Origin of the sequence: Brachybacterium sp. AG952 (assembly GCF_004362645.1) — a bacterium.
In the GTDB taxonomy this organism is placed as follows: domain Bacteria; phylum Actinomycetota; class Actinomycetes; order Actinomycetales; family Dermabacteraceae; genus Brachybacterium; species Brachybacterium conglomeratum.
In genome coordinates, this window is record NZ_SNXV01000002.1 from 178,265 (window position 1) to 200,097 (window position 21,833).

The window sequence follows — 21,833 nt, forward strand, 5'->3', positions numbered from 1 at the left end:
GCTGCCCCGTGTCAGCGCCCCCGGGTCCCCCCGGAGGGTGTGACGCGGGGCAGCGTGCGTGAGAGCCACATCCCGCCCGCGACGCAGAGCGCCCCGGTGGCGGCGCCCGCGACGGCGACGGGGGCGAGCAGGGTGATCGCGGTGACCAGCAGCGGGGCGGAGAGCCGCCCGGCGCCGAGCATCGTGTTCCACCAGGAGAGGTAGCGGGTGCGCCCGTGGACCGGGGAGACGTCGATCCCGAGGGTCATCACGATCCCGGAGCCGAGCCCGTTGCCGAGTCCGATCAGCAGGCTGGGCAGGAGCAGCGCCAGCACCGCGGCAGTGCCGCTCCCGCCCGCCCAGACGGTGCCGAGCAGCGCCAGCAGGAGGAACCCCGCCCCCATCACGAGCGCGCAGGGCACCGCGACCGCGGAGCGGCCGTACCTGTCCATGAGCGTCCCCGCCGGGATCACCAGCAGGATCTCCAGCGCCGCGGAGATACCGAAGACCACCGAGATCCACACCGGGTCCAGGCCCAGCGCATCGCCCAGCAGCGGGACGATCACGGGCCGGTTCACCCGCGCCATCATCACCGGCGCGATCCCGACGCCGACGGCCACCATCCGCCGCAGCACCGCCCGGTCCAGCGCGACGCGAGCCGTGGTGCGCGGGGCGCGGCCCCGTCGGCCCGTCGCGCCGTCGGCCCGCGCCTCCCCCGGCGGGAGGAACACGGCCACCATCACGGTGCCGGCCGCGGCGGTGAGCGCGAAGAGCAGGAACACCCAGGCCATCGATCCGGCCGCCATCACGACCGCGCCGAGCAGCGGCCCGATCACCTCCCCCACCCGGATCACCCCGCCGAAGAGGGTCATGCCGCGCGCCCGCATCGTCGCGGGCAGGGCGGTGCCGAGATACGCCTGCCGTCCCAGCTGCCACACCTGGGTGCTCGCGGCCATCACCAGCAGCAGGACCACCAGCATGATCCGGTGCTCGAGATCGCCCCCGCCGCCGAGCGCTGGCGCGATCAGCACGAAGGCCAGGACGTTGGAGACCACGAGCAGACAGCCCGTGATCACCAGCGCCGCGCGCGCCCCGATCCGGGAGATGAGGCGTCCGGCGGGGATCGGGCCGAGGAAGGAGGTGAGGCCGAAGATGGTCGACAGCGCCGCGGCCTGCGGGACGCTGAAGCCGAGGTCGCGCGCCAGCAGGGGGATCACCGGCATCAGCGCGGCCAGGCCCACGAACTCCAGCAGGCTAGGCGCGTAGACCGAGGGGACCAGCCCGCGCAGCACCGACGCGGGTGAGCGCCCGTCCCTCGAGGCGGGGCCGGGGACAGGGGTGGTCACCGCCCGAGTGTGGCACCGGTTCATGAGCCGGGGCAAAGACCTCCCGGGGAGCGGACGCCGTCCCGCCCGCTCAGGCCTCCTGCGGGGAGGCCAGGCGGGAGCGGAGCGCCTCCGCCTCGACGCGTCGTGCGACGCCCTCGTCCACCCCGGCCGCGACCGCCTCGGCGGCCCAGCGCACGGACCAGGCGCGCAGGTAGCGACGCGCCTCCTCGCCCCGCATCCACTCGCGGGTGGGGACGGGCGCCTCGGCGAGGCAGCCGTGGCGCCAGCCGTCGGTGTGCGCGACGAGCGCGAGCAGCGCGAGCTCCCAGCCGAGCGCCACCTCGCCCGGGCCGCCCCGGTCGAAGCGCTCGCGGGGCACGAGGACGGTGTGGCGCAGCCGCAGCAGCGTCGTGCCGTCGTCCTCCGGGTCCAGCCGGATCTGGAGCGGGTCCTCCTCGCCGATCTGCTCCCACAGCAGGGAGAGGCGGTGGGGCTCCTCGACCTCGAGCACGGTCCCGCTCGCGCCGTGCGGCGCGGTGAAGCGCCCGCCCTCGTGCAGCTCGCCCCGGACGGGGCCGTACCAGGCCTTGAGCTCCTCGGGGCGGGTCAGCAGGGGCCACAGCTGCGCCGGGGCCAGGTCCAGGTTGGTGGTGAGGGTGAGCACCGCCCGCACCTGCGGGTGGCCGCCGGGGGCCTGCTCGTCGATCTCGAGCTCGCGCCGCACCGCCTCCAGGGCGGGCAGCGACTCGGTGGCAGTCATCGTCTCCTCGGAAGGTCTCGAGCCGTTCCGGGCCGGCGCACGGGCGCGGGCACGGACCCCCGAAGCGTAGCCCACAGCCAAGGCCCGTAGCATTGCCGATGTGACTTCAGCGCGAACCTTCCGACCAGCAGATCTCACGGCTCATCTCTTCGATCTCGACGGGGTCGTGACCCCGACGGCCGAGGTGCACATGCGCGCCTGGGCGACGATGTTCGAGGAGTTCCTCTCCTCCCGCGGCGTCGAGGCGCCGTACACGGAGGCGGACTACTTCGAGCACGTCGACGGCCGCCCCCGCTACGACGGCGTCCGTGCGGTCCTCGCCTCCCGTGGCCTCGAGCTGCCCGAGGGCGAGGACTCCGACCCCGGCGAGCAGAGCGCCGGGGCGGAGACCGTGCGCGGCCTCGGCAACCGCAAGAACGAGCTCGTGCTCGAGCTGCTGCGCCGCGACGGCGTGGCGCCCTATCCGGGCACCGTCGCCTATCTGGACTCGCTCGGCGACGGGGCGCGCCTGGCGATCGTCTCCTCCTCCCGCAACGCGGAGGAGGTGCTGCGCTCGGCCGGGCTCCGGGAGCGCTTCGAGCACGTGGTCGACGGGAACGTGGCCACCCGCGAGGGCCTGCCGGGCAAGCCCGCCCCGGACACCTTCCTCCGCGCCGCCGCTCTGCTGGGCGTCGAGCCCGCCGACGCGGTGGTCTACGAGGACGCGGTCTCCGGCGTCGCCGCCGGCGCGGCGGGGCGCTTCGGCGCCGTCGTCGGCGTGGACCGCGGAGCGGGCCGCGAGGAGCTGACCGCCGCCGGAGCCACCCTCGTCGTCGCCGATCTGGAGGAGCTGGCATGACCCGTCTGCGCTCGCTGCCCGAGGACCCCGTGGACCGCACCCGCCTGCCGGTCGACGAATGGCGCCTGGTCGAGTCACGGCCGGACGGGGACCTGGGCCTGATGGAGACTCTGTTCGCGACCGCGAACGGCTATCTCGGCATGCGCGGCACGCCCGAGGAGGGCCGGGACGCGCACAGCCACGGCGCCTTCCTCAACGGCTTCCACGAGACCTGGGACATCAACCACGCCGAGTCCGCCTTCGGCTTCGCCCGCACAGGGCAGACGATGATCTCGGTGCCGGACTCCTCCACGCTCAAGCTGTACGTGGACGACGAGCCGCTGCTGCTGTCGATCGCGGACCTCGAGGAGTACGAGCGCTGGATCGACTTCCGCGAGGGCGTGCTGCGGCGCGAGCTGATCTGGCGCACCCCCGCCGGGAAGCGGGTGAAGGTCTCCACCGCGCGGATGATCTCCTTCTCCCAGCGCCACCTCGCGCTGATGACGATGCGGGTGGAGATGCTGGAGGGCTCCGCCCCGATCGCGATCTCCTCCCAGATCGTGAACCGGCAGGACTTCCGCGACGACTTCGGCAAGGGCGTGGACGGCGGCCCCGTCACCGACAAGGCCGATCCGCGCCAGACCACCGCCTTCACCCACCGGGTGCTCGAGCCGATGCAGGACTGGCACAGCGAGCGGCGGATGCTGCTGGGCTACCGGGTGGCGCGCTCGGGCATGACCCTCGCCGTCGGCGCGGACCACGTGATCGAGTCCGACGCCGAGACCGAGCACCTCATGGACACCTCGGCCGACTTCGGCCGACAGGTCACCCGCGCCCATCTCGAGGAGGGCTCGGTGCTGACGGTGCGCAAGTCGGTGGCCTACCACTCCTCGCGCTCGGTGCCCCATCGCGAGCTCTTCGACCGCTGCCGCCGCACCCTGGACCGGGTGCGTCGTGACGGCTTCGAGGCGCATCTCGCGGCGCAGCGGGAGTACCTCGCGGACTTCTGGCAGAGCTCGGACGTGCAGCTGCCGGGCCAGCCCGAGGCGCAGCAGGCGACGCGCTGGTGCCTGTTCCAGCTCGCCCAGGCCACGGCCCGCTCCGACCAGTGGGGAATCCCCGCCAAGGGCGTGACCGGCTCGGGCTACGAGGGCCACTACTTCTGGGACAGCGAGATCTACGTCGTCCCCTTCCTCACCTTCACCCAGCCGCGCTGGGCCCGCAACGCGCTGCGCTTCCGCACGACCATGCTGCCCAAGGCGCGCGAGCGGGCACGGGAGCTGAACCAGCGCGGGGCCCTGTTCCCCTGGCGCACGATCAACGGCGACGAGGCCTCCGCCTACTACGCGGCCGGCACCGCGCAGTACCACATCGACGCCGACGTCTCCTACGCCTTCTGCCAGTACGCGGATGTGACCGGCGACGTCGACTTCGAGCGCCGCGACGGGGTGCAGGTGCTGGTGGAGACCGCCCGGATGTGGGCGGACCTCGGGTTCTGGCGGGTCACCGCCGCGGGCGTCTCGAGCTTCCACATCAACGGCGTGACCGGTCCGGACGAGTACACGACGGTCGTGAACAACAACCTGTTCACGAACGTGATGGCGCGCTACAACCTGCGCCGCGCGGCCCGCGCCGTGCGGGACCTGCGCGCGGCCGACGAGGCCGCCTACGAGGCGCTGCGCGTCGAGCTCGAGCTGGACGAGATGGAGCTGGACCAGTGGGTGGCCTGCGCGGACGGCATGTTCGTGGCGAAGGACGACTCCCTCGGCATCCACCTCCAGGAGGACCGCTTCCTGGAGCGGGAGATCTGGGACGTGGCGAACACTCCGGAGGAGGCGTTCCCGCTGCTGCTGAACTTCCACCCGCTGGTGATCTACCGCTTCCAGGTGCTCAAGCAGGCCGATGTGGTGCTGGCCCAGTTCCTGCGCGGCAGCGAGTTCACCGCGGAGGAGAAGCGCGCCGACTTCGAGTACTACGACCCGATCACCACCGGGGACTCCTCGCTCTCCGCCGTGGTCCAGTCGATCATGGCCGCCGAGGTGGGCCATCAGGAGGCGGCGCTGGACTACTTCCGGGCCGGGCTCTTCGTGGACCTCGGGAACCTCCACGGCAACACCTCCGACGGAGTGCACATCGCCTCGGCGGGCGGGGTGTGGAACGCGCTCGTGCACGGCTTCGGCGGGATGCGCCACGACGAGGGCCGGATCAGCTTCGACCCGCGGCTGCCGGCGCAGTGGCCCGAACTCTCCTTCCCCCTGACGGTGCGCGGCTCCCGCTTCCGGGTGCGCCTGGTGCGCGAGGAGATCTCCTTCACGCTCGAGACCGGCGAGGAGATCGAGGTCTCCGTGCGCGGCGAGAGCGTGCGGGTGACCGCCGAGGGCGTCTCCGTGCCGCTCGCGGACCAGGGCCCGCTGCTGGACGATGCGGTGCTGTCCAGGCCCGTCGGCCTGGGCGATGCCCGCGCGGACGGCTCGATCATGACCTCCTTCGTGCCGGGCGATCCCGAGGACCCATGGGAGTACCCGGTCGCCTCCGACCCCGACGACATCGTCGACGAGGGCTGAGAGTTCAGCGACGGAGGCTGACCGGCGCGTCCACGAGGGCGGGGCCCTGCGGTGCGGTGGACTAGGCTCCACAGCGCCCGCACGGCCCCCGTCCCTCCGTCCCGACCTCCGGTCCGGGACCCGACACCCCTCCGGAGCAGCTCCACGGTGACCACCTCCCGTCCGCGTCGGCCACGGCCGCAGGTCGAGCTCGTCCGACCCCGGCTGAGCATCCTGCACGTCCTGAACCGGGTGCGGATGCGGCTGCTGGACATCCAGGTGTGGGACGTGGCCGGGACGATGACCTTCTACCTGCTGCTGTCGCTGTTCCCGGGCGCGGTAGCCGTCGTGTCGATGATGTCGCTGATCGGGATCGAAGCGGAGACGCTCTCCGCGCTCTCCGGGCTGATCACGGAGATCTTCCCGACCTTGGATCCGCGCCCGTACCTCGGGGCGATCCAGACCGTCTCCAGCACCGGCGGCGGCCTGCTGGGCCTGCTGCTGGGCACGCTCGGCTCGCTGGTCTCCGCGTCCAACGGCGTCGCCGCCTTCCACCGCGCGCTGCACAGGGTCTACGACACCCGCGAGGGGCGGCCCTTCCTGTGGTTCCGCACGATCGTGTTCGGCGAGACGGTGCTCATCACCGCGGTGGTGCTGCTCGCGATCGGCATGATCATCCTGGGCGGCGAGGCGAGCCAGCGCATCGGCGAGTTCATCGGCATCCCCATGATCGCCTTCCATGCCTGGAACATCGTGAAGTGGCCGGTCCTGCTGGTCATCCTGATCATCGGGGTGTCGCTGGCCTACTACCTGTTCCCCAACGTGCGACTGCCGCGCTACCGGCTGATGACGCTGGGCTCGACCCTCAGCGTGCTCACCCTGTTCGGGACCGCGCTGGTGGCCGGGCAGCTGCTCGTCTACGCGACCCGCTTCGCGGAGGTCCTCACCGCCCTCAACGGCCTGATCGCGATCCTGCTGCTGATGTGGATCGCGAACATCGTGGTGATCACCGGCGCGGCGCTGGACGCCGAGTTCCTGCGCGCCCGCCAGCTCGCCACCGGCCTGGAGGCCTGGCACAAGCTCGAGCTCGCGCCGCATGCGACCCACACCCTGGACTTCCTCGCCCGTGACGCCGACGAGGCGGAGGAGCTGGGCCGCGCGGTCGCCGAGTCCGTCCGCAGCGGGGAGCCCCTGCGGCGGGAGCGGGGCGCCTGGATCGTCGAGTCGACCAACCCTCTCGCGGTGAACCCGCCGCGCCGACACCGGGTCACCAGCGACCCCCTCCCCGAGGAGAGCACCGATACGGGGCCCTCCGCCGACCCGTCGAGCCAAGGAGGCTCCCCCGCATGACCGTCCGCCCGATCACCATCGCCGGCCACCGCGCGCTCTCGCAGCGCACCCGCCGCGTCCGAGAGGTCACCGACGAGCTGCGCACGCTCGTCGCGGACATGTTCGAGACGATGGACGCGGCAGGCGGCGTCGGCCTCGCCGCACCGCAGGTGGGCTCCCGCTGGCGGCTGTTCGTGTACTCCTGCCCCGACGTGAGCGACACGCTGCGACGCGGCGTGGTGCTCAACCCGGTCCTCGAGCGCTTCGGCGGGATCACCCTGGACGAGGAGACCCTCGAGGGCTGCCTCTCCGTCCCGGGCGAGGGGTTCCCCACCGCACGGCACCGCGGCGCCCGGGTGACGGGTACGGATCTCGACGGGGCCGAGGTCGTGCTGGAGGACGAGGGCGGGGTGCTCGCCCGCGCGCTCCAGCACGAGGTCGACCATCTCGAGGGGTCCCTCTATCTCGACCGGCTCACCCCGGCGAGGAAGCGGGAGGCGCTGGACGCGGTGCGCGACCGGGGCTGGCGCGCGGGCGGCATCCTCACCTGGGACCCGAGCGAGATGGAGGCCGCGGAGGTGTGAGCCGCGGGCGCGGCGGCGACGCTGTGCGTGCCCCGGCGCGCCCCGGGAGGATCGCGGGACGATCACGAGGCGGTCGCGGCGGTCACACCCGCTCCCCGCCGCGCCCCGACGCACAGGGACCCTGACTATCCTGGCGGCATGGAACGCCCCTGCCTCTCCCGCCGCCACGCCCTCCTGCTGCCCGCCTCCGCGGCCGGTCTCGGAGGCCTCGCGGCCTGCGCTCCGGAGGACCAGGGCTTCGGCACGGCCGAGCCGCTCCGCGCGGAGGAGGGCTCGATCCCGCTGGCGGACGTGCCCGAGAACGCCTCGACGCTGGTGAACTTCGGCGGCCAGCAGCCCTTCGTGCTCCTGGTCCGCGGGACCGGGGAGGACGTCTCCGCCTACTCCGGCTACTGCACCCACAACGGCTGCGCCCTCCGCCAGGCGGAGACCGAGCTGGACTGCCCCTGCCACGGCTCGCGCTTCGACGCGACCAGCGGCGAGGTGCTCGTCGGCCCCGCGACCCGTCACCTGCCGAGCGTGGAGATCGTCGTCGAGGGCGATCAGATCCGTCGCGCGTCCTGAGGCAGCCGTGACCCCGCCCACCACTCCCCCGCCCTTGCATCCCGCCCGACGCGATGCCGGCACCACCCGCCGCGACGTCGTCTCCTTCGTGCGCCGCGGCGAACGGCTGACGCCCTCGCGCCGCGACTCCTGGGACCGGCTCTCCCCCGAGTACGTGCTGGACCCGCCGCGCGGCGAGCGCGACACGCTCCCGGCCGACGGGGCCCGGCTGGACCTCGAGGAGGTCTTCGGCCGCCGCGCGGAGCTGGTGGTCGAGGTCGGCAGCGGCCTGGGCGAGAACATCGTCGCGGCCGCGACCGCGCATCCCGAGCGCGACCACCTGGGCGTCGAGGTGTACCTCCCCGGACTCGCCCAGACGCTCAGCCGCGTCGAGAAGGCGGAGCACCCCCGGAACCTGCGCCTGCTGCCCCTGGACGCCCAGAGGGCGCTGCCCGCGATGCTGCCCGAGGCCTCGATCTCCGAGCTGTGGGTGTACTTCGCCGATCCGTGGCCGAAGGCCAGGCACCACAAGCGGCGCCTGATCAACCCGCCCTTCCTCGATGCGGTGCTGCCGCTGCTCGCCCCCGGCGGGCACCTGCGCCTGGCCACCGACTGGGCGCAGTACGCCCACCACATGCGCCGCCGGCTCGATGACAGGCCCGAGCTGGAGCTCGTGCATCCGGACGGCCCGCGCCCCGAGGGGGTCAGCTCCGACGGCGTCCCCGAGGGCATGGCGAGAACCGGCTGGGCGCCGCGGTACGGAGGTCGTGTGAAGACCAGCTTCGAGGCCAAGGGGATGCAGGCCGGACGCCTAATATGGGATCTCGCCTACCGCAGGCTGTGACCGCCCCGGCGGCACCGGACGAGGGGACCGATCCATGAACCGCAACGACGACGTCGAGCTGCCTGCCGACTGGGACGACGACTCGGACGTCGGCACGGAGCGCCGACGAGGCCGCCGCGCGGCCCTCATCGCGTTCGGCCTCGTGGTCGTGCTGGTGATCGGCGTCGGCATCGTGGTCGGCAGCTATCTCAACGGGCTGCGGAACTCCTACGAGAAGCGCTCCGTCGTGGACATCACCCGCGCCGAGGGCGAGCGCCCCGAGGCGGAGGAGGGCACCGGCCAGAACATCCTCCTGCTCGGCTCGGACAAGCGCTCCGAAGAGGCCGCGGCCGCGGAGGGCGTCAGCGGCCAGCGCTCGGACGTGATGATGCTCGTGCACATCGCCGACGACGGCGAGAGCGTGTACATCACCTCCTTCCCCCGCGACCTCTACGTCGACATCCCCGGCCACGGCAAGGACCGCATCAACGCGGCCCTCGCCTTCGGCGGCCCCTCCCTGGCGGTGACGACGGTGGAGGACTACACCGGGGTGCCGATCGACCATGTGGCCCTGATCGACTTCGAGGGCATCGAGGGGCTCGTGGATACGCTCGGCGGCGTCGACGTGCAGGTCCCGATGGACTTCGAGGCGGACGGCATCGAGTACACCGCCGGCACGCAGTCGATGGACGGCCACGAGGCGCTGGTCTTCGTGCGCCAGCGCAAGCAGTTCGCCGACGGCGACTTCCAGCGCAACCGGAACCAGCAGGCGGTCCTCAAGGGCATCGCCGACAAGCTCATCAGCGCCGACACCCTCACCGATCCGCGCAGGCTCGCCGACACGATCGAGACGGTCTCCCCGTACCTGACCACCGACGAGGGACTCACCGCCGGCGAGATGACGAAGCTCGGGCTGTCGCTCCGCTCGATCCGCGGGGACGACCTCCACTTCCTCTCCGTCCCCCACGGGGGCCCCACCACGACCAGCGGCGGCGCGAGCGTGGTGGCGACCGACGAGGAGGCGATGGACGTGCTGCGCGAGGCATTGCGCACGGACGACATGGGAACCTATTACGCTCAGTACGCCGGGGCCTACTGAGCCCCTTCGCAGGAGAGAACCCGCGAACCCGACGCCTGGAGGAAACCGTGGCCAATCCGCTCGTGAGCATCATCGTCCCCGTCGCGGGGATCATCGCCGCCTCCGTCGGCAAGAAGGCGGCCGAGACCGGCTGGGGAGTCGTGTTCGGCGAGGACGCCCCGACCACCAAGTCCCAGAAGGCCGCCAAGAAGGACGTCGCCGCGCGGCGCAAGCAGGCGAAGAAGGACGGCGCCTCGAAGGCGGAGATCCAGGCGATCAAGGATCCCGACGACGACCAGCCGGTCTGGAAGCTGATGCTGTGGGCGCTGGTGTCCGGCGTGCTGCTGCAGGGACTGCGGACGGCGGCCCGGCGCGGGGCGAAGACGGGTGCGGAGCGGCTGACCACCAGGCGGCCCCGCCCGAACCGCGGCTGACCTGATCGGCCGACGGCCTGACGGCCTGACGACGAAGGGGCGCCCCGCAGACTCTGCGGGGCGCCCCTTCGTCGTGCTCCGACTCCGTCGTGCTCGCACTCCGTGGCGCTCGGCCGTCCGCGGATCCGTCGGGCCCGGGAGCGGCCGGCCCGGAGCTCCTGGGCCCGGCTCAGAACTCCGGGACGTCGACGCCCTCGGAGAGGGTGTCCATCGCGTCGCCGGTGACGAGGAAACCGACGCGGCGCACGAGGGAGACCGCGTGATCGCCCATCCGCTCGTAGAAGCGGATCAGCAGCGTCATGTCGATGACCTGGCCGGCGGTGAAGGTGCCGGGCGCGGCCGAGGAGATCTCGCGGGAGACCTGGAGCATGAGCTCGTCCAGCTCGTCGTCGCCCTTCTCGACCTCGGCGGCCTGGGCCAGGTCGCGGTTGGCGATCACCTCGGAGGCCCCCTTGAGGGACTCCAGGCCCACCTCGGACATCCGCGCGATCTTCTCGCGGAACTGCTCGGGAACCGCGGCCTCGGGGTGGGTGCGGCGCGCGATCAGCGCGATGTGCGCAGCGAGGTCGCCCATGCGCTCGAGGGAGGAGCTCATGCGCAGGGAGGCGACCAGGAGGCGCAGGTCCGTGGCGACCGGGGCCTGTCGGGCGAGGAGCTCGACGGCCTTCGCGTCGAGCTCGAGGTGACGGTCGTCGATATGGGGGTCGGCGGTGATGACCCGCTCGGCGAGGGCCAGATCGCCCTCGAGAAGGGCCATGGTCGCGTCTGCGAGGGCCGTGCTCACCAGCTCGGCCATGTCCAGCAGGTCGTCGACGATGTGCCGCAGATCGCTCTGGTAGGCCTCGCGCATGTTCTCGCTCCTCTGTCTGATGGGGACTTCTCCCCGATCCTCGCAATGCCGGATGAACGTGCATCGCCGTTGGGTGAACTCGAAGCGTAGTCCCCGTGAACTCCTCCCCTCGTTCGTCCCGCCCTGCGACAGGTGGCGGGAGCGCGGAGCGCACGAGGCCTAGGCTGTCCTGGTGCCCCAGTCTGCCCTGCTCCTGCTCGCCGCGGCGATCGGACTCGTGATCGGAGTCGTCGCCACGTCGGCGCTGCGTCGTTCCGAGAGCCGCCGCGCCGAGAAGCCGGCGGTGCGGGACGAGGGGGTCCCCGAGGCCGCCGCGGAGGTGCTGGCGATCCTCTCCTCCGCCTATGTGGTGCTGGACTCCGTCGGCGACGTCCTGCGCGCCTCCCCCATGGCGTACTCCTACGGAATCGTGCGTGCCGCCGAGGGCGATTACCCGCGCCTGGCGAGCACGCAGCTGATGGAGCTCGCGTCGGACGTCGGCCGCAACGGCGGGTTCCGCGACGAGCGCCTGACGGTGCGCCGTTCCGCGCAGGGCGACACCGACGCGGTGATCGACGTGCGGATCGGTGCGCTCGGCGAGCACGGGGTGCTGCTGCTGGCCGACGACCTCACGCGCGCGGTGCGGGTCGAGGAGACGCGGCGCGACTTCGTCGCGAACGTGTCCCACGAGCTGAAGACCCCCGTCGGCGCGATCACGCTGCTCGCCGAGACGATGGAGGACGCCGCGGAGGATCCCGACGCGGTGCGCCGCTTCGCCGAGCGGATGCAGACGGAGACCCGCCGCCTCTCCCACCTGGTGCAGGAGATCATCGAGCTCTCGCGCGTGCAGGGCAGCTCCGCCCTCACCGACGCCGAGCCGGTCGAGATCGACGAGGTGGTCGAGGAGGCGGTGGCGCTGAACCGCAACTTCGCGCTCGGCTCGAACATCGAGGTCGCCGTCGGCGGCAGCAGCGGGCTGCGCGTCTTCGGCTCCTCCTCGATGCTGACCACGGCGCTGTCCAACCTGATCTCCAACGCGATCACCTACTCCGACCCGCGCACCCGGGTCGGGATCTCGGTGCGGCGCGACGGCGGCATGGTCGAGGTGTCCGTGAAGGACCAGGGCATCGGCATCGCGAAGGACCACCTCGAGCGGGTCTTCGAGCGGTTCTTCCGCGTGGACCGGGCCCGCTCGCGCAGCACCGGCGGCTCCGGCCTGGGCCTCGCGATCGTGAAGCACATCGCGACCGACCACGGCGGCGAGGTGACCGCCTGGTCGATGAAGGGCCAGGGATCGACCTTCACCCTCAGACTGCCGGAGATGGGCCGCACCGAGACGATCACCGTCGGCTCCCGCACGCTCGAGGTCTCCGCGAACCCGCGCACGACCGCCTCGACCGACGCTCCCGGCGACGAGCGCCCCCGACCCTCCGACCGACCCTCTGGAAAGGGAAGTTGAGATGACACGCATCCTGATCGTGGAGGACGAGGAATCGTTCTCGGACCCGCTCTCCTACTCGCTGCGGAAGGAGGGCTACGAGGTCGCCGTCGCGGACACCGGCACCGACGGTCTGCGCATCTTCTCCGCCCACGGCGCCGACCTGGTGCTCCTGGACCTCATGCTCCCGGGGATGAGCGGCACCGAGGTGTGCCGGGAGATCCGCCGCACCTCCTCGGTCCCGGTCATCATGCTCACCGCGAAGGACGACGAGTTCGACAAGGTGCTGGGCCTCGAGCTGGGCGCCGACGACTACGTCACCAAGCCCTACTCCTCCCGCGAGCTGCTCGCCCGGATCAAGGCCGTGCTGCGGCGCGGCCAGGACACGGCCGAGGCGGAGGAGGACACGACCCTCACCGCGGGCGGCATCATGATGGACGTCGAGCGTCACGTGGTGCAGGTCCACGGCACCGAGGTCGCCCTCCCGCTGAAGGAGTTCGAGCTGCTGGAGATGCTGCTGCGCAACGTCGACCGGGTGCTCACCCGCGGCCAGCTCATCGACCGTGTCTGGGGAGCGAACTACGTCGGCGACACCAAGACCCTCGACGTCCACGTCAAGCGCCTGCGCGCGAAGATCGAGGACGACCCGAAGAACCCCGTCCACCTCGTGACCGTGCGCGGGCTGGGCTACAAGTTCGAATCCGGGGCCTGAGCGACGGCCGGCGGGCCCACCTGCCGGCCCTGCGGGCCAGTCTCGCCCGTCGGCCCCGTGGGTCGGCCTCGTCGGCCGGCCCGACGGGCGGGTCCGTCCTCCGGGCCCGCCCACCGGTCCTGCTCCACCGGCCTCGTCCCCAGAACGCGCGAACGCCCCGCAGCCTGGCTGCGGGGCGCTCGTCGTCCCGGGGGCTCGCGCGGGGCGGGCTCAGCCGGCGGCGGGCTCGCTCTCCCCGTAGTGGCTGAGGGTGGTCTCGAGCGTGGGCAGCGAGACCGTGGTGGAGAGGTCCCCGGAGGTGACCGCGAGATCGAGGATCGTCCCCGGGAGCACGTCGAGCGCGCCGATCTGCACAGCCTGCTGGCCCTCCTCGGGTCCGAGCTCGACGGTGCCCTGCGCCGGGACCTGCACGCGCGTGGAGAACACGGCGGTCCCCTCGTCCTGGCCCTCGAGCTCGACGACGAGATCCTCGTCGGAGTAGTTCACGACGGTCGCGGAGAAGGTCGGGGCCCCGGTCTCGTCCATCACCAGCACGGCGTTGCGCACGCCGACGTGGAAGGCGCCGTCGACCTCGAGGTTCGCGTTGGTGCCGTCGCCCGCCTGGTAGAACTCGTGGGTCTGCACCGGGCTCATGAAGGTGCAGCCGGACGCCGCGAGGGCGAGGCCCAGGGCGGCGACGGAGAGTGCGAGACGGCGGGGACGGCGCACGGAGGACTCCTGTTCGATGCCGCGGAGCGGCGGGGACGATCGGGGACAGCCCTCACAGGGTACCCCACCGCGGCACCCCGGACGGACCGCACGGCAGGTCCGGCGACGGGCTCCTCGGCACTCGCCGCGCCGCGCCGGGCGCCGCGGGCCGGCCGGCGACTCCCCCGCTCAGCACCGTTTTCCGCACCGGCGACGAGGGTGGGTCAGCGCTGGTCGGCGCGAATTTTACCATCCGACCCGGGTGGTAGGATGAACGCCGGAAAGGGGACCCACCACATGAACTTCGCTGTCGGCGAGACCGTCGTCTACCCGCACCACGGTGCCGCGCTCATCGAGGAGGTCAAGACCCGCACCATCAAGGGCGAGGACCGCACCTACCTCAAGCTCAAGGTCGCCCAGGGCGATCTCACGATCGAGGTCCCAGCCGACAACGTCGACCTCGTCGGCGTCCGCGACGTCGTGGACAAGGAGGGTCTCGACGAGGTCTTCGAGGTGCTCCGCCAGCCGTACACGGAGGAGCCGACGAACTGGTCCCGCCGCTACAAGGCCAACGTCGAGAAGCTCGCCTCGGGCAACGTCAAGAAGGTCGCCGAGGTCGTGCGCGACCTGTGGCGTCGCGACCAGGACCGCGGCCTGTCCGCCGGGGAGAAGCGGATGCTGGCCAAGGCGCGCCAGATCCTCGTCTCCGAGCTCGCCCTCGCCGAGAAGACCGACGAGGCCGAGGCCGAGACCATCCTCGACGAGGTCCTCGCCTCCTGAGCGCCCCGGTGACGTCCTCGTCCGCCCCGGGGCGGGTCCGACCGCTCGTGCTCGCCCTGGCGCCGCCCGCGCCCGGGATCTCGCACGACGCCGAGACGCCGTCCCTCGAGACGCTCGGCGGCTCGCGCCTGATCGAGCGGCTCCTGAGCACGCTCCACGCGCTGGGCCTGCCCGCCCCGGTCGTCGTCGTCCGCTCCGAGGCGGCGGGTCACCTGCGGGCGCTGCTCGATCCGCGCCTGACCGTCCTCGCGGTCGACGGGGATCGCCGACGGGCGCTGCGCGCCGCGCTCGACGCCTGCGACGACCCGCTCCTGCTCGTCCACGACGCCGAGCGCGCCCTGACCCCGCAGACCGTGATCGCCGAGGTCCTCGCCTCCCTGCACGGAGGCCTGGACGCGGTGGTGCCGGTGGTCGCGATGACCGACTCGGTCAAGGAGGTGCTGCCGGGCGGGCTGCGCAACGTGGACCGCTCCACCCTCGCCGGGCTCCAGAGCCCCCGCCTGCTGCGGCGCGAGGTGCTCGAGGCAGCCCTCGACCCGGCGCAGCCCCCTGCTGAGCAGGCGCCTCCGGGCGGGCGCTTCGACGAGATCCACGCCGCCCTGGCCGCCGGCGCCCGGGTGGGGACGGTCCAGGGATCGCACTCGGGCTTCGCGGTGCTGGACCGGCTCACCCTGTGGCAGGCGCAGATCTCGCTGGGCCTGGCCCGGGACACCTCGCACCGACGGGGACTGGCCCGCCGCGGCTGAGCCCCGATGCCGCCGTCGGGCGTCCGGCCGGGGTCGCGCTCGGCCGACGCGTCGGCCCCGCTCGACCGTCCGATCAGCCGTGGCGACCCGCCGTGCCGACCCCGCGCTCAGCCGTCCTGGCGGCTGCGCCAGACGGTGCGGAACTCCTGCGCCATCCGCAGCGGCTTGGACAGCGTGCGCTCGGGGAGGCTGGTCGCGAGCTCGCCCGGGTCGCGGCGCAGCCGCCGCATGAGCCGGCGGGGCTTGCTGGAGATGCGCTGACGCAGGTCCGGGAGGTAGTCCTCCGAGACGTCCAGCCGGGTCACCGCGCCGCAGCCGGTGCAGCGGATCTGGGACACGAAGCGCCCGGCGTAGACCACCTCGTGCTCCGCGTCCTGCTCGCACGCGGTGCACCGCAGGAAGCTCTCCTCGACGCTCATCGTCTCCTCCTCACGCAGACCTCAAACCTAGCGCGCTGACCACGTCCTGGGCCAGGAGGAGGTCCTGGGCGTAGGTGATCTTGAAGTTGGTCTCCTCGCCGCGCACCCAGGTGACCGGGATGTCGGTGTACTCCTCGGCGCAGGAGGCGGTGTCGGTGCCGACGAAGCCGTCGCGCGCGGCCGCCTCGTAGGCGTCGAGGATGGTCGCGGCGTGGAAGCCCTGCGGGGTCTGCACGCGCACGAGCGGTCCGGCACCCGGATCCCCCGCTCCGGTGCCCTGCTCCCCCGGGCCGGCGAGCCGCTCCCCCGGCGCGACCGGGGCGATGTCCACGGCGGGGATCCCGGGGACGGCGCCGCCGTGCTCTCGCGCGGCGTGCAGCACCGCGGAGGCCAGGCCGTGGGAGACCAGCGGGCGGGCCGCGTCGTGGATCAGCACGGTGTCCACCGCGCCGCTGTCGATCCGGTCGGCGAGATGGCGCAGGGCCGCGAGCTCGGACTCCTGGCGGGTGTCCCCGCCGGGGATGATCTCCAGCGGCACATCGGTCTCGCGCGCCTCGACGAAGCGGGCATGCTCGAGGTCCTCGGGGCGGACCACGAACACGAGGATCCCCACCCCCTCGACGCTGGCGAGGGTGTTCAGGCCCCAGGCGGCGATGCTCCGCCCCGACAGCTGCAGGAAGGCCTTGTTGATGCCCGCCCCGACCCGGGTGCCGGAGCCCCCTGCGAGCACGACGCCGGCGGCCCGTCCGACGGGACGGGCCGGGCGCGAGCGGCGGGGCTGGGTCACGCAGGCATCGTAGACGGTGGCGCCGCACCGGCCGTCCCACGGGGGACCGCTGCGTGGTCCGGCCGGGCGGGACGTGACAGAATCGACCCGCTGGCGGACCGTCGGCGCCTTCGTCGCGCCCGGGACGCCCTTTCCACTTCCCCTGCACCAGGAGTTCGAATGCTCACCATCGCCATCGTGTGCGGCGCCGGGATCGCGACCTCCGCACTGGTCGCCGAGCAGGTGCGCGAGCACATCGCCGCCCGAGGCCGCCGCGTCACCGTGGTCCAGGCCACGGTGATGGACCTGCTCTCCTCGGACTTCCACGCGGACCTCGTGGTCTCCACCGTGGACCTGCCCGATGCCCTCGGCATCCCGCGCGTCTCCGGGATGCCCCTCCTGCTGGGCACGAACCCGAAGGTCACCTTCGACGACATCGACCGCCTGCTGGAGCGCATCGACCCGGACGGGACCCGATGACGCCCGCAGCACCCAGGATCGGCATCGGCGTGGACGTGCACGCCGCCGCCCCCGAGGACTCCCCGCGCGACCTGTGGATCGCGGGCCTGCGCTGGGAGGGCCAGCGGGCGCTGGAGGGGCACTCCGACGCCGACGTCGCCTGCCACGCCGCCTGCGACGCCCTGTTCTCCGCCGCCGGGATCGGCGACCTCGGCACCCACTTCGGCGTCGGCCGCCCCGAGTGGGAGGGCGCCTCGGGCTCCCGTCTCCTCGGGGAGGCGGCGCGCCTGGTCCGCGAGGCAGGCTACGAGATCGGGAACATCTCGGTGCAGGTGATCGGGAACTGGCCGCGGCTGTCCCGCCGCCGCGAGGAGGCTTGCGCGGCGATGACCGCCGCCGCCGGCGCCCCCGTCGCCGTCTCCGGCACCACCACCGACGCGCTCGGGCTGACCGGCCGGGGCGAGGGCCTGGCCGCGATGGCGACCGCGCTGCTCGTGCCCGCGGACGGCGGCTCCGGGACCGGCCGCGCCCCCGAGCAGACCCGCCCCGAGGAGGACCGCGCGTGACCACCACCTCCCGCTCCGAACAGTCCCCGCTGCCCGTCCGCGCCCCGGACGTCGAGCAGGCCGCGGAGCGCCTGGGCACGACGGTGCGCCGCACCCCGCTCGAGCACAGCGAGCGCCTGAGCGCCCTGGCCGGGGCGGACGTCTGGCTCAAGCGCGAGGACCTCCAGCCCGTGCGCTCCTACAAGCTGCGCGGCGCACACCTCTTCCTCGACTCCCTCGACGCCGACCAGCGCGAGGCGGGCGTGGTCGCGGCGAGCGCGGGCAACCACGCCCAGGGCGTGGCCCAGGCCTGCCGCACCCTCGGGGTGTCCGGCCGGATCTACGTCCCCAGCACCACGCCGCGGCAGAAGCGCGAGCGGATCACCTCGATCGGCGGGGACCTGGTCGAGCTGGTGCTGATCGGGGACACCTTCGACGACGCCGCGGAGGCCGCGGCCGACGACGCCGAGCGCACCGGCGCGGTGCAGGTCCCTCCCTTCGACCACCCCACGATCATGGCCGGCCAGGGCACCGTCGCGCTCGAGGCCGCCGAGCAGCTGCGCGAGGAGCACGGCCGGGAGCTGGGCACGATGGTGCTGCCCGTCGGCGGCGGCGGGCTGCTGGGCGGCTGCGGCGCCTGGCTGCGCGAGCGCTGCCCCTCCACCCGGATCGTCGGCGTCGAGCCCGCCGGCGCGGTCTCGATGGCCGCGGCGGTGCGTGCGGGCCGACCGGTCGCGCTCCACGAGATGGACCGCTTCGTCGACGGCGCGGCGGTGCGCCGCGTGGGCGCGGGCCCGCTGCGGATGGTGCAGGCGATCGGTCCCGAGCTGGTGGCGGTGGACGAGGGCGCGGTGTGCACCCAGATGCTCGAGCTGTACCAGGTCGAGGGGATCATCGCCGAGCCGGCCGGGGCGCTCGCCGCGACCGCGGTGGCGACAAGCGTGATCGAGGGCCTGGCCCGCGCCTGCGAGGACGGCGGGGACGTGGTGGTCGTCGTCTCCGGCGGCAACAACGACGTCTCCCGCTACACCGAGGTGGTCGAGCGGTCCCTCGTCCACGAGGGGCTCAAGCACTACTTCCTGGTGACCTTCCCGCAGGAGCCGGGCGCACTGCGCCGCTTCCTGGACCGGGTGCTGGGTCCGGACGACGACATCGTGCTGTTCGACTACATCAAGCGCAACAACCGCGAGGAGGGCCCGGCGCTGGTGGGCCTCGAGATCGGGCACCGCGAGGACCTCGAGCCGCTGATGGCGCGCATGGCGGCCTCGAACATGGGGATCGAGCGGATCGACCCGCACGACCCGATCTACCGCTATCTCACCTGAGCGACCGCTCTCTTCCCTGAGCGGGAGCGCTCCCGGCAGCGGCGGGCGCACGCCCGGGACGCCCCATGCAGAGACCCACGCAGAACGGCGCCCCTGCTCCTCGTGGAGCAGGGGCGCCGTGGCATCGGGCGGCAGGGGGTCTCAGGCCTCGGGATACGCCTCGACGTCGGGCGTGATCTCCGCCGAGCGGGCCTCGACCGCGGAGCGCACGATGTCGTCCAGGCCGTGCTCGGACTTCCAGCCGAGGGTCTTCGCGATGCGGTCGGCGGAGCAGATCAGCCGGGCGGGGTCTCCGGCACGGCGCTCCCCGATCTCGGGGGTGATCTCGATGCCCTTCGCGCGGGCGATCGCCTCGATCACCTCGAGCACGCTCGAGCCCTCGCCGGTGCCGACGTTGAAGGTGCGGTGGGGCCGCTCCTCGCCGCGCAGGTAGTCCAGCGCCGCGATGTGGGCGTGGGCGAGGTCGAGCACGTGGACGTAGTCGCGGATGCAGGTGCCGTCGGGGGTGTCGTAGTCGTCGCCGAAGACGATCGGGGCCTTCCCCTGCTCGAGACGGTCCAGCACGATCGGGACCAGGTTCATCACGGCGGTGTCCGCGAGCTCGGGCCAGCCGGCGCCGGCGACGTTGAAGTAGCGCAGGGCGACGGTGCGCATGCCGTGGGCGCGCTCGGCGTCGGCCAGCATCCACTCCCCCACGTACTTGGTCGCGCCGTAGGGGTTGATCGGCTGCGGGGCGAGGTCCTCGGTGACCAGGTCCACGTCCGGTACACCGTAGACGGCGGCGGAGGAGGAGAAGACCACGTCCCGCACCCCGGCGCTCGCACAGGCCGCGAGCACGTTGGCCAGGCCCGCGATGTTGTCGTGCCAGTACATCTCCGGGTTCTCGACGGACTCCCCGACCTGCTTGTGGGCGGCGAAGTGGATCACCGAGTCCGCGCCGGAGGCCCGCAGGTGGAAGGCGAGCTTCTCGCGCGCATCGGGCAGGGTGACGTCGAGCTCGATGAGCTCGGCCCCCTCCGTCCGGCTGCGCAGGCCGGTCGAGAGGTCGTCGACCACGACCACCTGCTGCCCCTGCTCCAGGAGGAGTCGCACCACGTGCGACCCGATGTATCCGGCACCACCGATCACGAGAGTCGTCATGGTCCGAAGCCTACCGGCCACGACGGGGCGGACCGGAACGGGGCCATGCCGCCATGCCGCTCCGGCCCGCCGCGCGGCCCGGCTCAGCTCCAGGAGCTGGCGACCGGACGGCCCTCGGCATAGCCGGCGGCGCTCTGCAGCCCGACCACGGCCCGCTCGCGGAACTCCTCGGTGCTGGCCGCACCCGCGTAGGTGAAGGAGGAGCGCACCCCGGCGGTGATCTCGTCGAGGAGGTCCTCGACGCCGCCGCGGCCGTCGGCGAGGTACATCCGGGAGGTGGAGATCCCCTCCTCGAACAGGCCCTTGCGGGCCCGGGCGAAGGCGTCCTCGTGGGCGGTGCGATGGGAGACGGCCCGCTTGGAGGCCATGCCGAAGGACTCCTTGTAGCGTCGGCCGGACTCGTCGGTGCGCATCTGCCCGGGCGACTCGTAGGTGCCCGCGAACCAGGAGCCGATCATCACGTTCGAAGCACCGGCGGCGAGGGCGAGGGCGACGTCGCGCGGGTGGCGCACACCGCCGTCGGCCCAGACGCTGCCGCCCAGGCGGCGGGCCTCGGCCGCGCACTCGAGCACGGCGGAGAACTGGGGGCGGCCGACGCCGGTCATCATGCGGGTGGTGCACATGGCGCCCGGGCCCACGCCGACCTTGACGATGTCGGCGCCGGCCTCGATCAGCTCGCGGGTGCCCTCGGCGGTGACGATGTTGCCCGCGGCCAGGCGCACGGCCGTCCCCTCGCGGGGGCCGAGCTCGGCCCGGGCGGTGCGGATCGCCTCGATCATCTTGTCCTGGTGGCCGTGGGCTGTGTCCAGCACGATCACGTCCGCGCCGACGTTGACGAGGTCGCGGACCCTGCCCGCGACGTCGGCGTTGATCCCGACGGCGACGGCGATGCGCAGGCGGCCCTCGGCGTCGGTGGCGGGGCGGTAGATGGTCGAGCGGAGCACGCCGGTGGCGGTGAGCACTCCGCGCAGCGCGCCCTCCGCGTCCACGACCACGGCGGCGTCGTGGTGCGTCGCGGCGATGCGAGCGTGCAGGCGCGAGGGCTCGACCTCGAGGTCCTCGGGGGTCAGGATCGGCACGTCGGTGCTGAGCTCGTCGCCGACCTGGGCGAAGGAGTCCCGACCGGCGATCTCCTCGGCGGAGATGGTGCCGAGGGGGCGGCGGTCCTCGTCGATCACGACCACGATGCCGTGGGGACGCTTGGGCAGCAGGTCCGCGGCCTGGCCGAGGGTGCCGTCGACGGTCAGGGTGAGCGGGTGGTCCACGAGCAGGTCCCGGGACTTCACGGAGCGGACGATCGAGTCGATGCGCTCGGGGGCGAGGTCCTGGGGAAGGACGGCGAGGCCGCCGCGGCGCGCCATGACCTCCGCCATGCGACGTCCTGTGACAGCGGTCATGTTCGCGGCGATCAGCGGGATCGTGGTGCCGGTGCCGTCGTCGCTGCCGAGGTCGACGTCGAAGCGGGAGGTGATCGCGGAACGACCGGGCAGGAAGAAGCAGTCGTCGTAGGTCAGGTCGGTCGTCGGGGTATGGATCAGGCGCATGGGCACCATGCTACGTACGGTGCGTGACAGCGGTCCCGTGCGGTGCCCGGGAGCGGACCTCCACGAGGTCCACACAGCGATCTGTGCGTCCTGTCGCAGGCATATCCCTAGGATGTGGCGTATGACGGACCCCTTCTCGGCCCCGCGCCGCAGCCGCCGTCGGTCCGGACGGCACAGGCAGCAACCGGTCCGACGCACGGAATCCACGCCGCTCCCCAAGGAGCA

At 72.8% G+C, this 21,833-nt stretch carries 23 protein-coding genes; 15 read left to right on the forward strand and 8 right to left on the reverse strand.

The window, feature by feature from the left end:
* Positions 1-11: 11 nt before the first annotated feature.
* Both DEU31_RS06270 and DEU31_RS06275 read right to left on the reverse strand, forming a co-directional pair.
* A complete protein-coding gene (locus DEU31_RS06270) occupies positions 12-1,325 on the reverse strand; it encodes an MFS transporter (protein WP_133676510.1) in 1,314 nt (437 codons plus the stop codon).
* A gap of 70 nt (positions 1,326-1,395) precedes the next feature.
* On the reverse strand, positions 1,396-2,067 hold the full coding sequence (locus DEU31_RS06275; protein WP_133676511.1) for an SRPBCC domain-containing protein: 672 nt from the start codon (positions 2,065-2,067) through the stop codon (positions 1,396-1,398).
* A 91-nt stretch (positions 2,068-2,158) separates the two neighbouring features.
* Here DEU31_RS06275 and DEU31_RS06280 point away from each other — a divergent pair, with 91 nt between their 5' ends.
* The 8 genes from DEU31_RS06280 (at position 2,159) to DEU31_RS06315 (ending at position 10,218) form a co-directional block, all read left to right on the forward strand.
* Positions 2,159-2,905 (forward strand): beta-phosphoglucomutase family hydrolase, encoded by a 747-nt coding sequence (locus DEU31_RS06280; protein ID WP_133676512.1) that lies wholly within the window; start codon positions 2,159-2,161, stop codon positions 2,903-2,905.
* Positions 2,902-5,448, forward strand: coding sequence for a glycosyl hydrolase family 65 protein (locus DEU31_RS06285; protein WP_133676513.1), 2,547 nt, complete (start codon positions 2,902-2,904; stop codon positions 5,446-5,448). The genes DEU31_RS06280 and DEU31_RS06285 overlap by 4 nt, the downstream gene beginning before the upstream one ends.
* A gap of 147 nt (positions 5,449-5,595) precedes the next feature.
* On the forward strand, positions 5,596-6,777 hold the full coding sequence (locus DEU31_RS06290) for a YihY/virulence factor BrkB family protein (RefSeq protein WP_133676514.1): 1,182 nt from the start codon (positions 5,596-5,598) through the stop codon (positions 6,775-6,777).
* Complete coding sequence (gene def, locus DEU31_RS06295; protein WP_010551269.1) at positions 6,774-7,340, forward strand: peptide deformylase; 567 nt, start codon at positions 6,774-6,776, stop codon at positions 7,338-7,340. The genes DEU31_RS06290 and def overlap by 4 nt, the downstream gene beginning before the upstream one ends.
* Positions 7,341-7,478: 138 nt before the next feature.
* A complete protein-coding gene (locus tag DEU31_RS06300) occupies positions 7,479-7,904 on the forward strand; it encodes a Rieske (2Fe-2S) protein (protein WP_010551268.1) in 426 nt (141 codons plus the stop codon).
* Positions 7,905-7,911: 7 nt separating this feature from the next.
* Entirely contained in the window at positions 7,912-8,727 is an 816-nt protein-coding gene (trmB, locus tag DEU31_RS06305) for a tRNA (guanosine(46)-N7)-methyltransferase TrmB (RefSeq protein ID WP_133676515.1), read from the forward strand.
* Positions 8,728-8,761: 34 nt separating this feature from the next.
* Positions 8,762-9,805, forward strand: a complete 1,044-nt coding sequence (locus tag DEU31_RS06310; protein WP_133676516.1) for an LCP family protein — start codon at positions 8,762-8,764, stop codon at positions 9,803-9,805.
* Positions 9,806-9,852: 47 nt separating this feature from the next.
* Positions 9,853-10,218, forward strand: coding sequence for a DUF4235 domain-containing protein (locus DEU31_RS06315; protein ID WP_010551265.1), 366 nt, complete (start codon positions 9,853-9,855; stop codon positions 10,216-10,218).
* Between the two features lie 169 nt (positions 10,219-10,387).
* Here the strand turns inward: DEU31_RS06315 and phoU are convergent, their stop codons facing one another.
* On the reverse strand, positions 10,388-11,068 hold the full coding sequence (gene phoU / locus DEU31_RS06320; RefSeq protein ID WP_133676517.1) for a phosphate signaling complex protein PhoU: 681 nt from the start codon (positions 11,066-11,068) through the stop codon (positions 10,388-10,390).
* A gap of 172 nt (positions 11,069-11,240) precedes the next feature.
* Here phoU and DEU31_RS06325 point away from each other — a divergent pair, with 172 nt between their 5' ends.
* Positions 11,241-12,506 (forward strand): ATP-binding protein, encoded by a 1,266-nt coding sequence (locus DEU31_RS06325; RefSeq protein ID WP_133676518.1) that lies wholly within the window; start codon positions 11,241-11,243, stop codon positions 12,504-12,506.
* Position 12,507: 1 nt separating this feature from the next.
* On the forward strand, positions 12,508-13,197 hold the full coding sequence (locus DEU31_RS06330; protein WP_010551262.1) for a response regulator transcription factor: 690 nt from the start codon (positions 12,508-12,510) through the stop codon (positions 13,195-13,197).
* Between the two features lie 210 nt (positions 13,198-13,407).
* On the opposite strand, the gene DEU31_RS06335 is transcribed toward DEU31_RS06330, so the two are convergent.
* On the reverse strand, positions 13,408-13,905 hold the full coding sequence (locus DEU31_RS06335; protein ID WP_133676519.1) for a hypothetical protein: 498 nt from the start codon (positions 13,903-13,905) through the stop codon (positions 13,408-13,410).
* 276 nt (positions 13,906-14,181) lie between these two features.
* Between DEU31_RS06335 and DEU31_RS06340 the strand changes: the two genes are divergently transcribed.
* Both DEU31_RS06340 and DEU31_RS06345 read left to right on the forward strand, forming a co-directional pair.
* Positions 14,182-14,664, forward strand: a complete 483-nt coding sequence (locus tag DEU31_RS06340) for a CarD family transcriptional regulator (protein ID WP_010551260.1) — start codon at positions 14,182-14,184, stop codon at positions 14,662-14,664.
* Positions 14,665-14,672: 8 nt separating this feature from the next.
* Complete coding sequence (locus tag DEU31_RS06345; protein WP_133676520.1) at positions 14,673-15,410, forward strand: 2-C-methyl-D-erythritol 4-phosphate cytidylyltransferase; 738 nt, start codon at positions 14,673-14,675, stop codon at positions 15,408-15,410.
* Positions 15,411-15,517: 107 nt separating this feature from the next.
* On the opposite strand, the gene DEU31_RS06350 is transcribed toward DEU31_RS06345, so the two are convergent.
* Together DEU31_RS06350 and DEU31_RS06355 are read right to left on the reverse strand one after the other, a co-directional pair.
* Complete coding sequence (locus DEU31_RS06350; protein WP_053918011.1) at positions 15,518-15,829, reverse strand: hypothetical protein; 312 nt, start codon at positions 15,827-15,829, stop codon at positions 15,518-15,520.
* A gap of 10 nt (positions 15,830-15,839) precedes the next feature.
* Positions 15,840-16,616: an IspD/TarI family cytidylyltransferase gene (locus DEU31_RS06355; RefSeq protein WP_053918010.1), complete on the reverse strand. Its 777-nt coding sequence runs from the start codon at positions 16,614-16,616 to the stop codon at positions 15,840-15,842.
* A gap of 159 nt (positions 16,617-16,775) precedes the next feature.
* Here DEU31_RS06355 and DEU31_RS06360 point away from each other — a divergent pair, with 159 nt between their 5' ends.
* Genes DEU31_RS06360 through ilvA form a run of 3 tightly spaced genes read left to right on the forward strand, consistent with a single transcriptional unit; the run spans position 16,776 to position 18,924 of the window.
* Positions 16,776-17,075 carry a PTS lactose transporter subunit IIB gene (locus DEU31_RS06360; RefSeq protein ID WP_053918009.1) on the forward strand — a complete coding sequence of 100 codons (300 nt, stop codon included), beginning with the start codon at positions 16,776-16,778 and terminating at the stop codon, positions 17,073-17,075.
* A complete protein-coding gene (gene ispF, locus DEU31_RS06365; RefSeq protein WP_133676521.1) occupies positions 17,072-17,620 on the forward strand; it encodes a 2-C-methyl-D-erythritol 2,4-cyclodiphosphate synthase in 549 nt (182 codons plus the stop codon). The genes DEU31_RS06360 and ispF overlap by 4 nt, the downstream gene beginning before the upstream one ends.
* Positions 17,617-18,924, forward strand: coding sequence for a threonine ammonia-lyase IlvA (gene ilvA, locus DEU31_RS06370; RefSeq protein WP_208109967.1), 1,308 nt, complete (start codon positions 17,617-17,619; stop codon positions 18,922-18,924). Before ispF ends, ilvA begins: the two co-directional genes overlap by 4 nt.
* Before the next feature lie 141 nt (positions 18,925-19,065).
* Here the strand turns inward: ilvA and galE are convergent, their stop codons facing one another.
* Both galE and DEU31_RS06380 read right to left on the reverse strand, forming a co-directional pair.
* Positions 19,066-20,064, reverse strand: a complete 999-nt coding sequence (gene galE, locus DEU31_RS06375; protein WP_010551253.1) for a UDP-glucose 4-epimerase GalE — start codon at positions 20,062-20,064, stop codon at positions 19,066-19,068.
* Positions 20,065-20,147: 83 nt separating this feature from the next.
* Positions 20,148-21,608, reverse strand: coding sequence for a GuaB1 family IMP dehydrogenase-related protein (locus tag DEU31_RS06380; protein WP_133676522.1), 1,461 nt, complete (start codon positions 21,606-21,608; stop codon positions 20,148-20,150).
* Positions 21,609-21,833: the final 225 nt, after the last annotated feature.

Excerpts from the sequence above, each read along its gene's own strand:
- galE (WP_010551253.1), bottom strand. The coding sequence starts at position 20,064 with ATGACGACTCTCGTGATCGGTGGTGCCGGATACATCGGGTCGCACGTG.
- ispF (WP_133676521.1), top strand. The coding sequence starts at position 17,072 with ATGACGCCCGCAGCACCCAGGATCGGCATCGGCGTGGACGTGCACGCC.
- DEU31_RS06300 (WP_010551268.1), top strand. The coding sequence starts at position 7,479 with ATGGAACGCCCCTGCCTCTCCCGCCGCCACGCCCTCCTGCTGCCCGCC.
- DEU31_RS06330 (WP_010551262.1), top strand. The coding sequence starts at position 12,508 with ATGACACGCATCCTGATCGTGGAGGACGAGGAATCGTTCTCGGACCCG.
- phoU (WP_133676517.1), bottom strand. The coding sequence starts at position 11,068 with ATGCGCGAGGCCTACCAGAGCGATCTGCGGCACATCGTCGACGACCTG.
- DEU31_RS06360 (WP_053918009.1), top strand. The coding sequence starts at position 16,776 with ATGCTCACCATCGCCATCGTGTGCGGCGCCGGGATCGCGACCTCCGCA.
- DEU31_RS06310 (WP_133676516.1), top strand. The coding sequence starts at position 8,762 with ATGAACCGCAACGACGACGTCGAGCTGCCTGCCGACTGGGACGACGAC.
- DEU31_RS06340 (WP_010551260.1), top strand. The coding sequence starts at position 14,182 with ATGAACTTCGCTGTCGGCGAGACCGTCGTCTACCCGCACCACGGTGCC.
- DEU31_RS06285 (WP_133676513.1), top strand. The coding sequence starts at position 2,902 with ATGACCCGTCTGCGCTCGCTGCCCGAGGACCCCGTGGACCGCACCCGC.
- def (WP_010551269.1), top strand. The coding sequence starts at position 6,774 with ATGACCGTCCGCCCGATCACCATCGCCGGCCACCGCGCGCTCTCGCAG.
- DEU31_RS06380 (WP_133676522.1), bottom strand. The coding sequence starts at position 21,608 with ATGCGCCTGATCCATACCCCGACGACCGACCTGACCTACGACGACTGC.
- DEU31_RS06275 (WP_133676511.1), bottom strand. The coding sequence starts at position 2,067 with ATGACTGCCACCGAGTCGCTGCCCGCCCTGGAGGCGGTGCGGCGCGAG.
- DEU31_RS06350 (WP_053918011.1), bottom strand. The coding sequence starts at position 15,829 with ATGAGCGTCGAGGAGAGCTTCCTGCGGTGCACCGCGTGCGAGCAGGAC.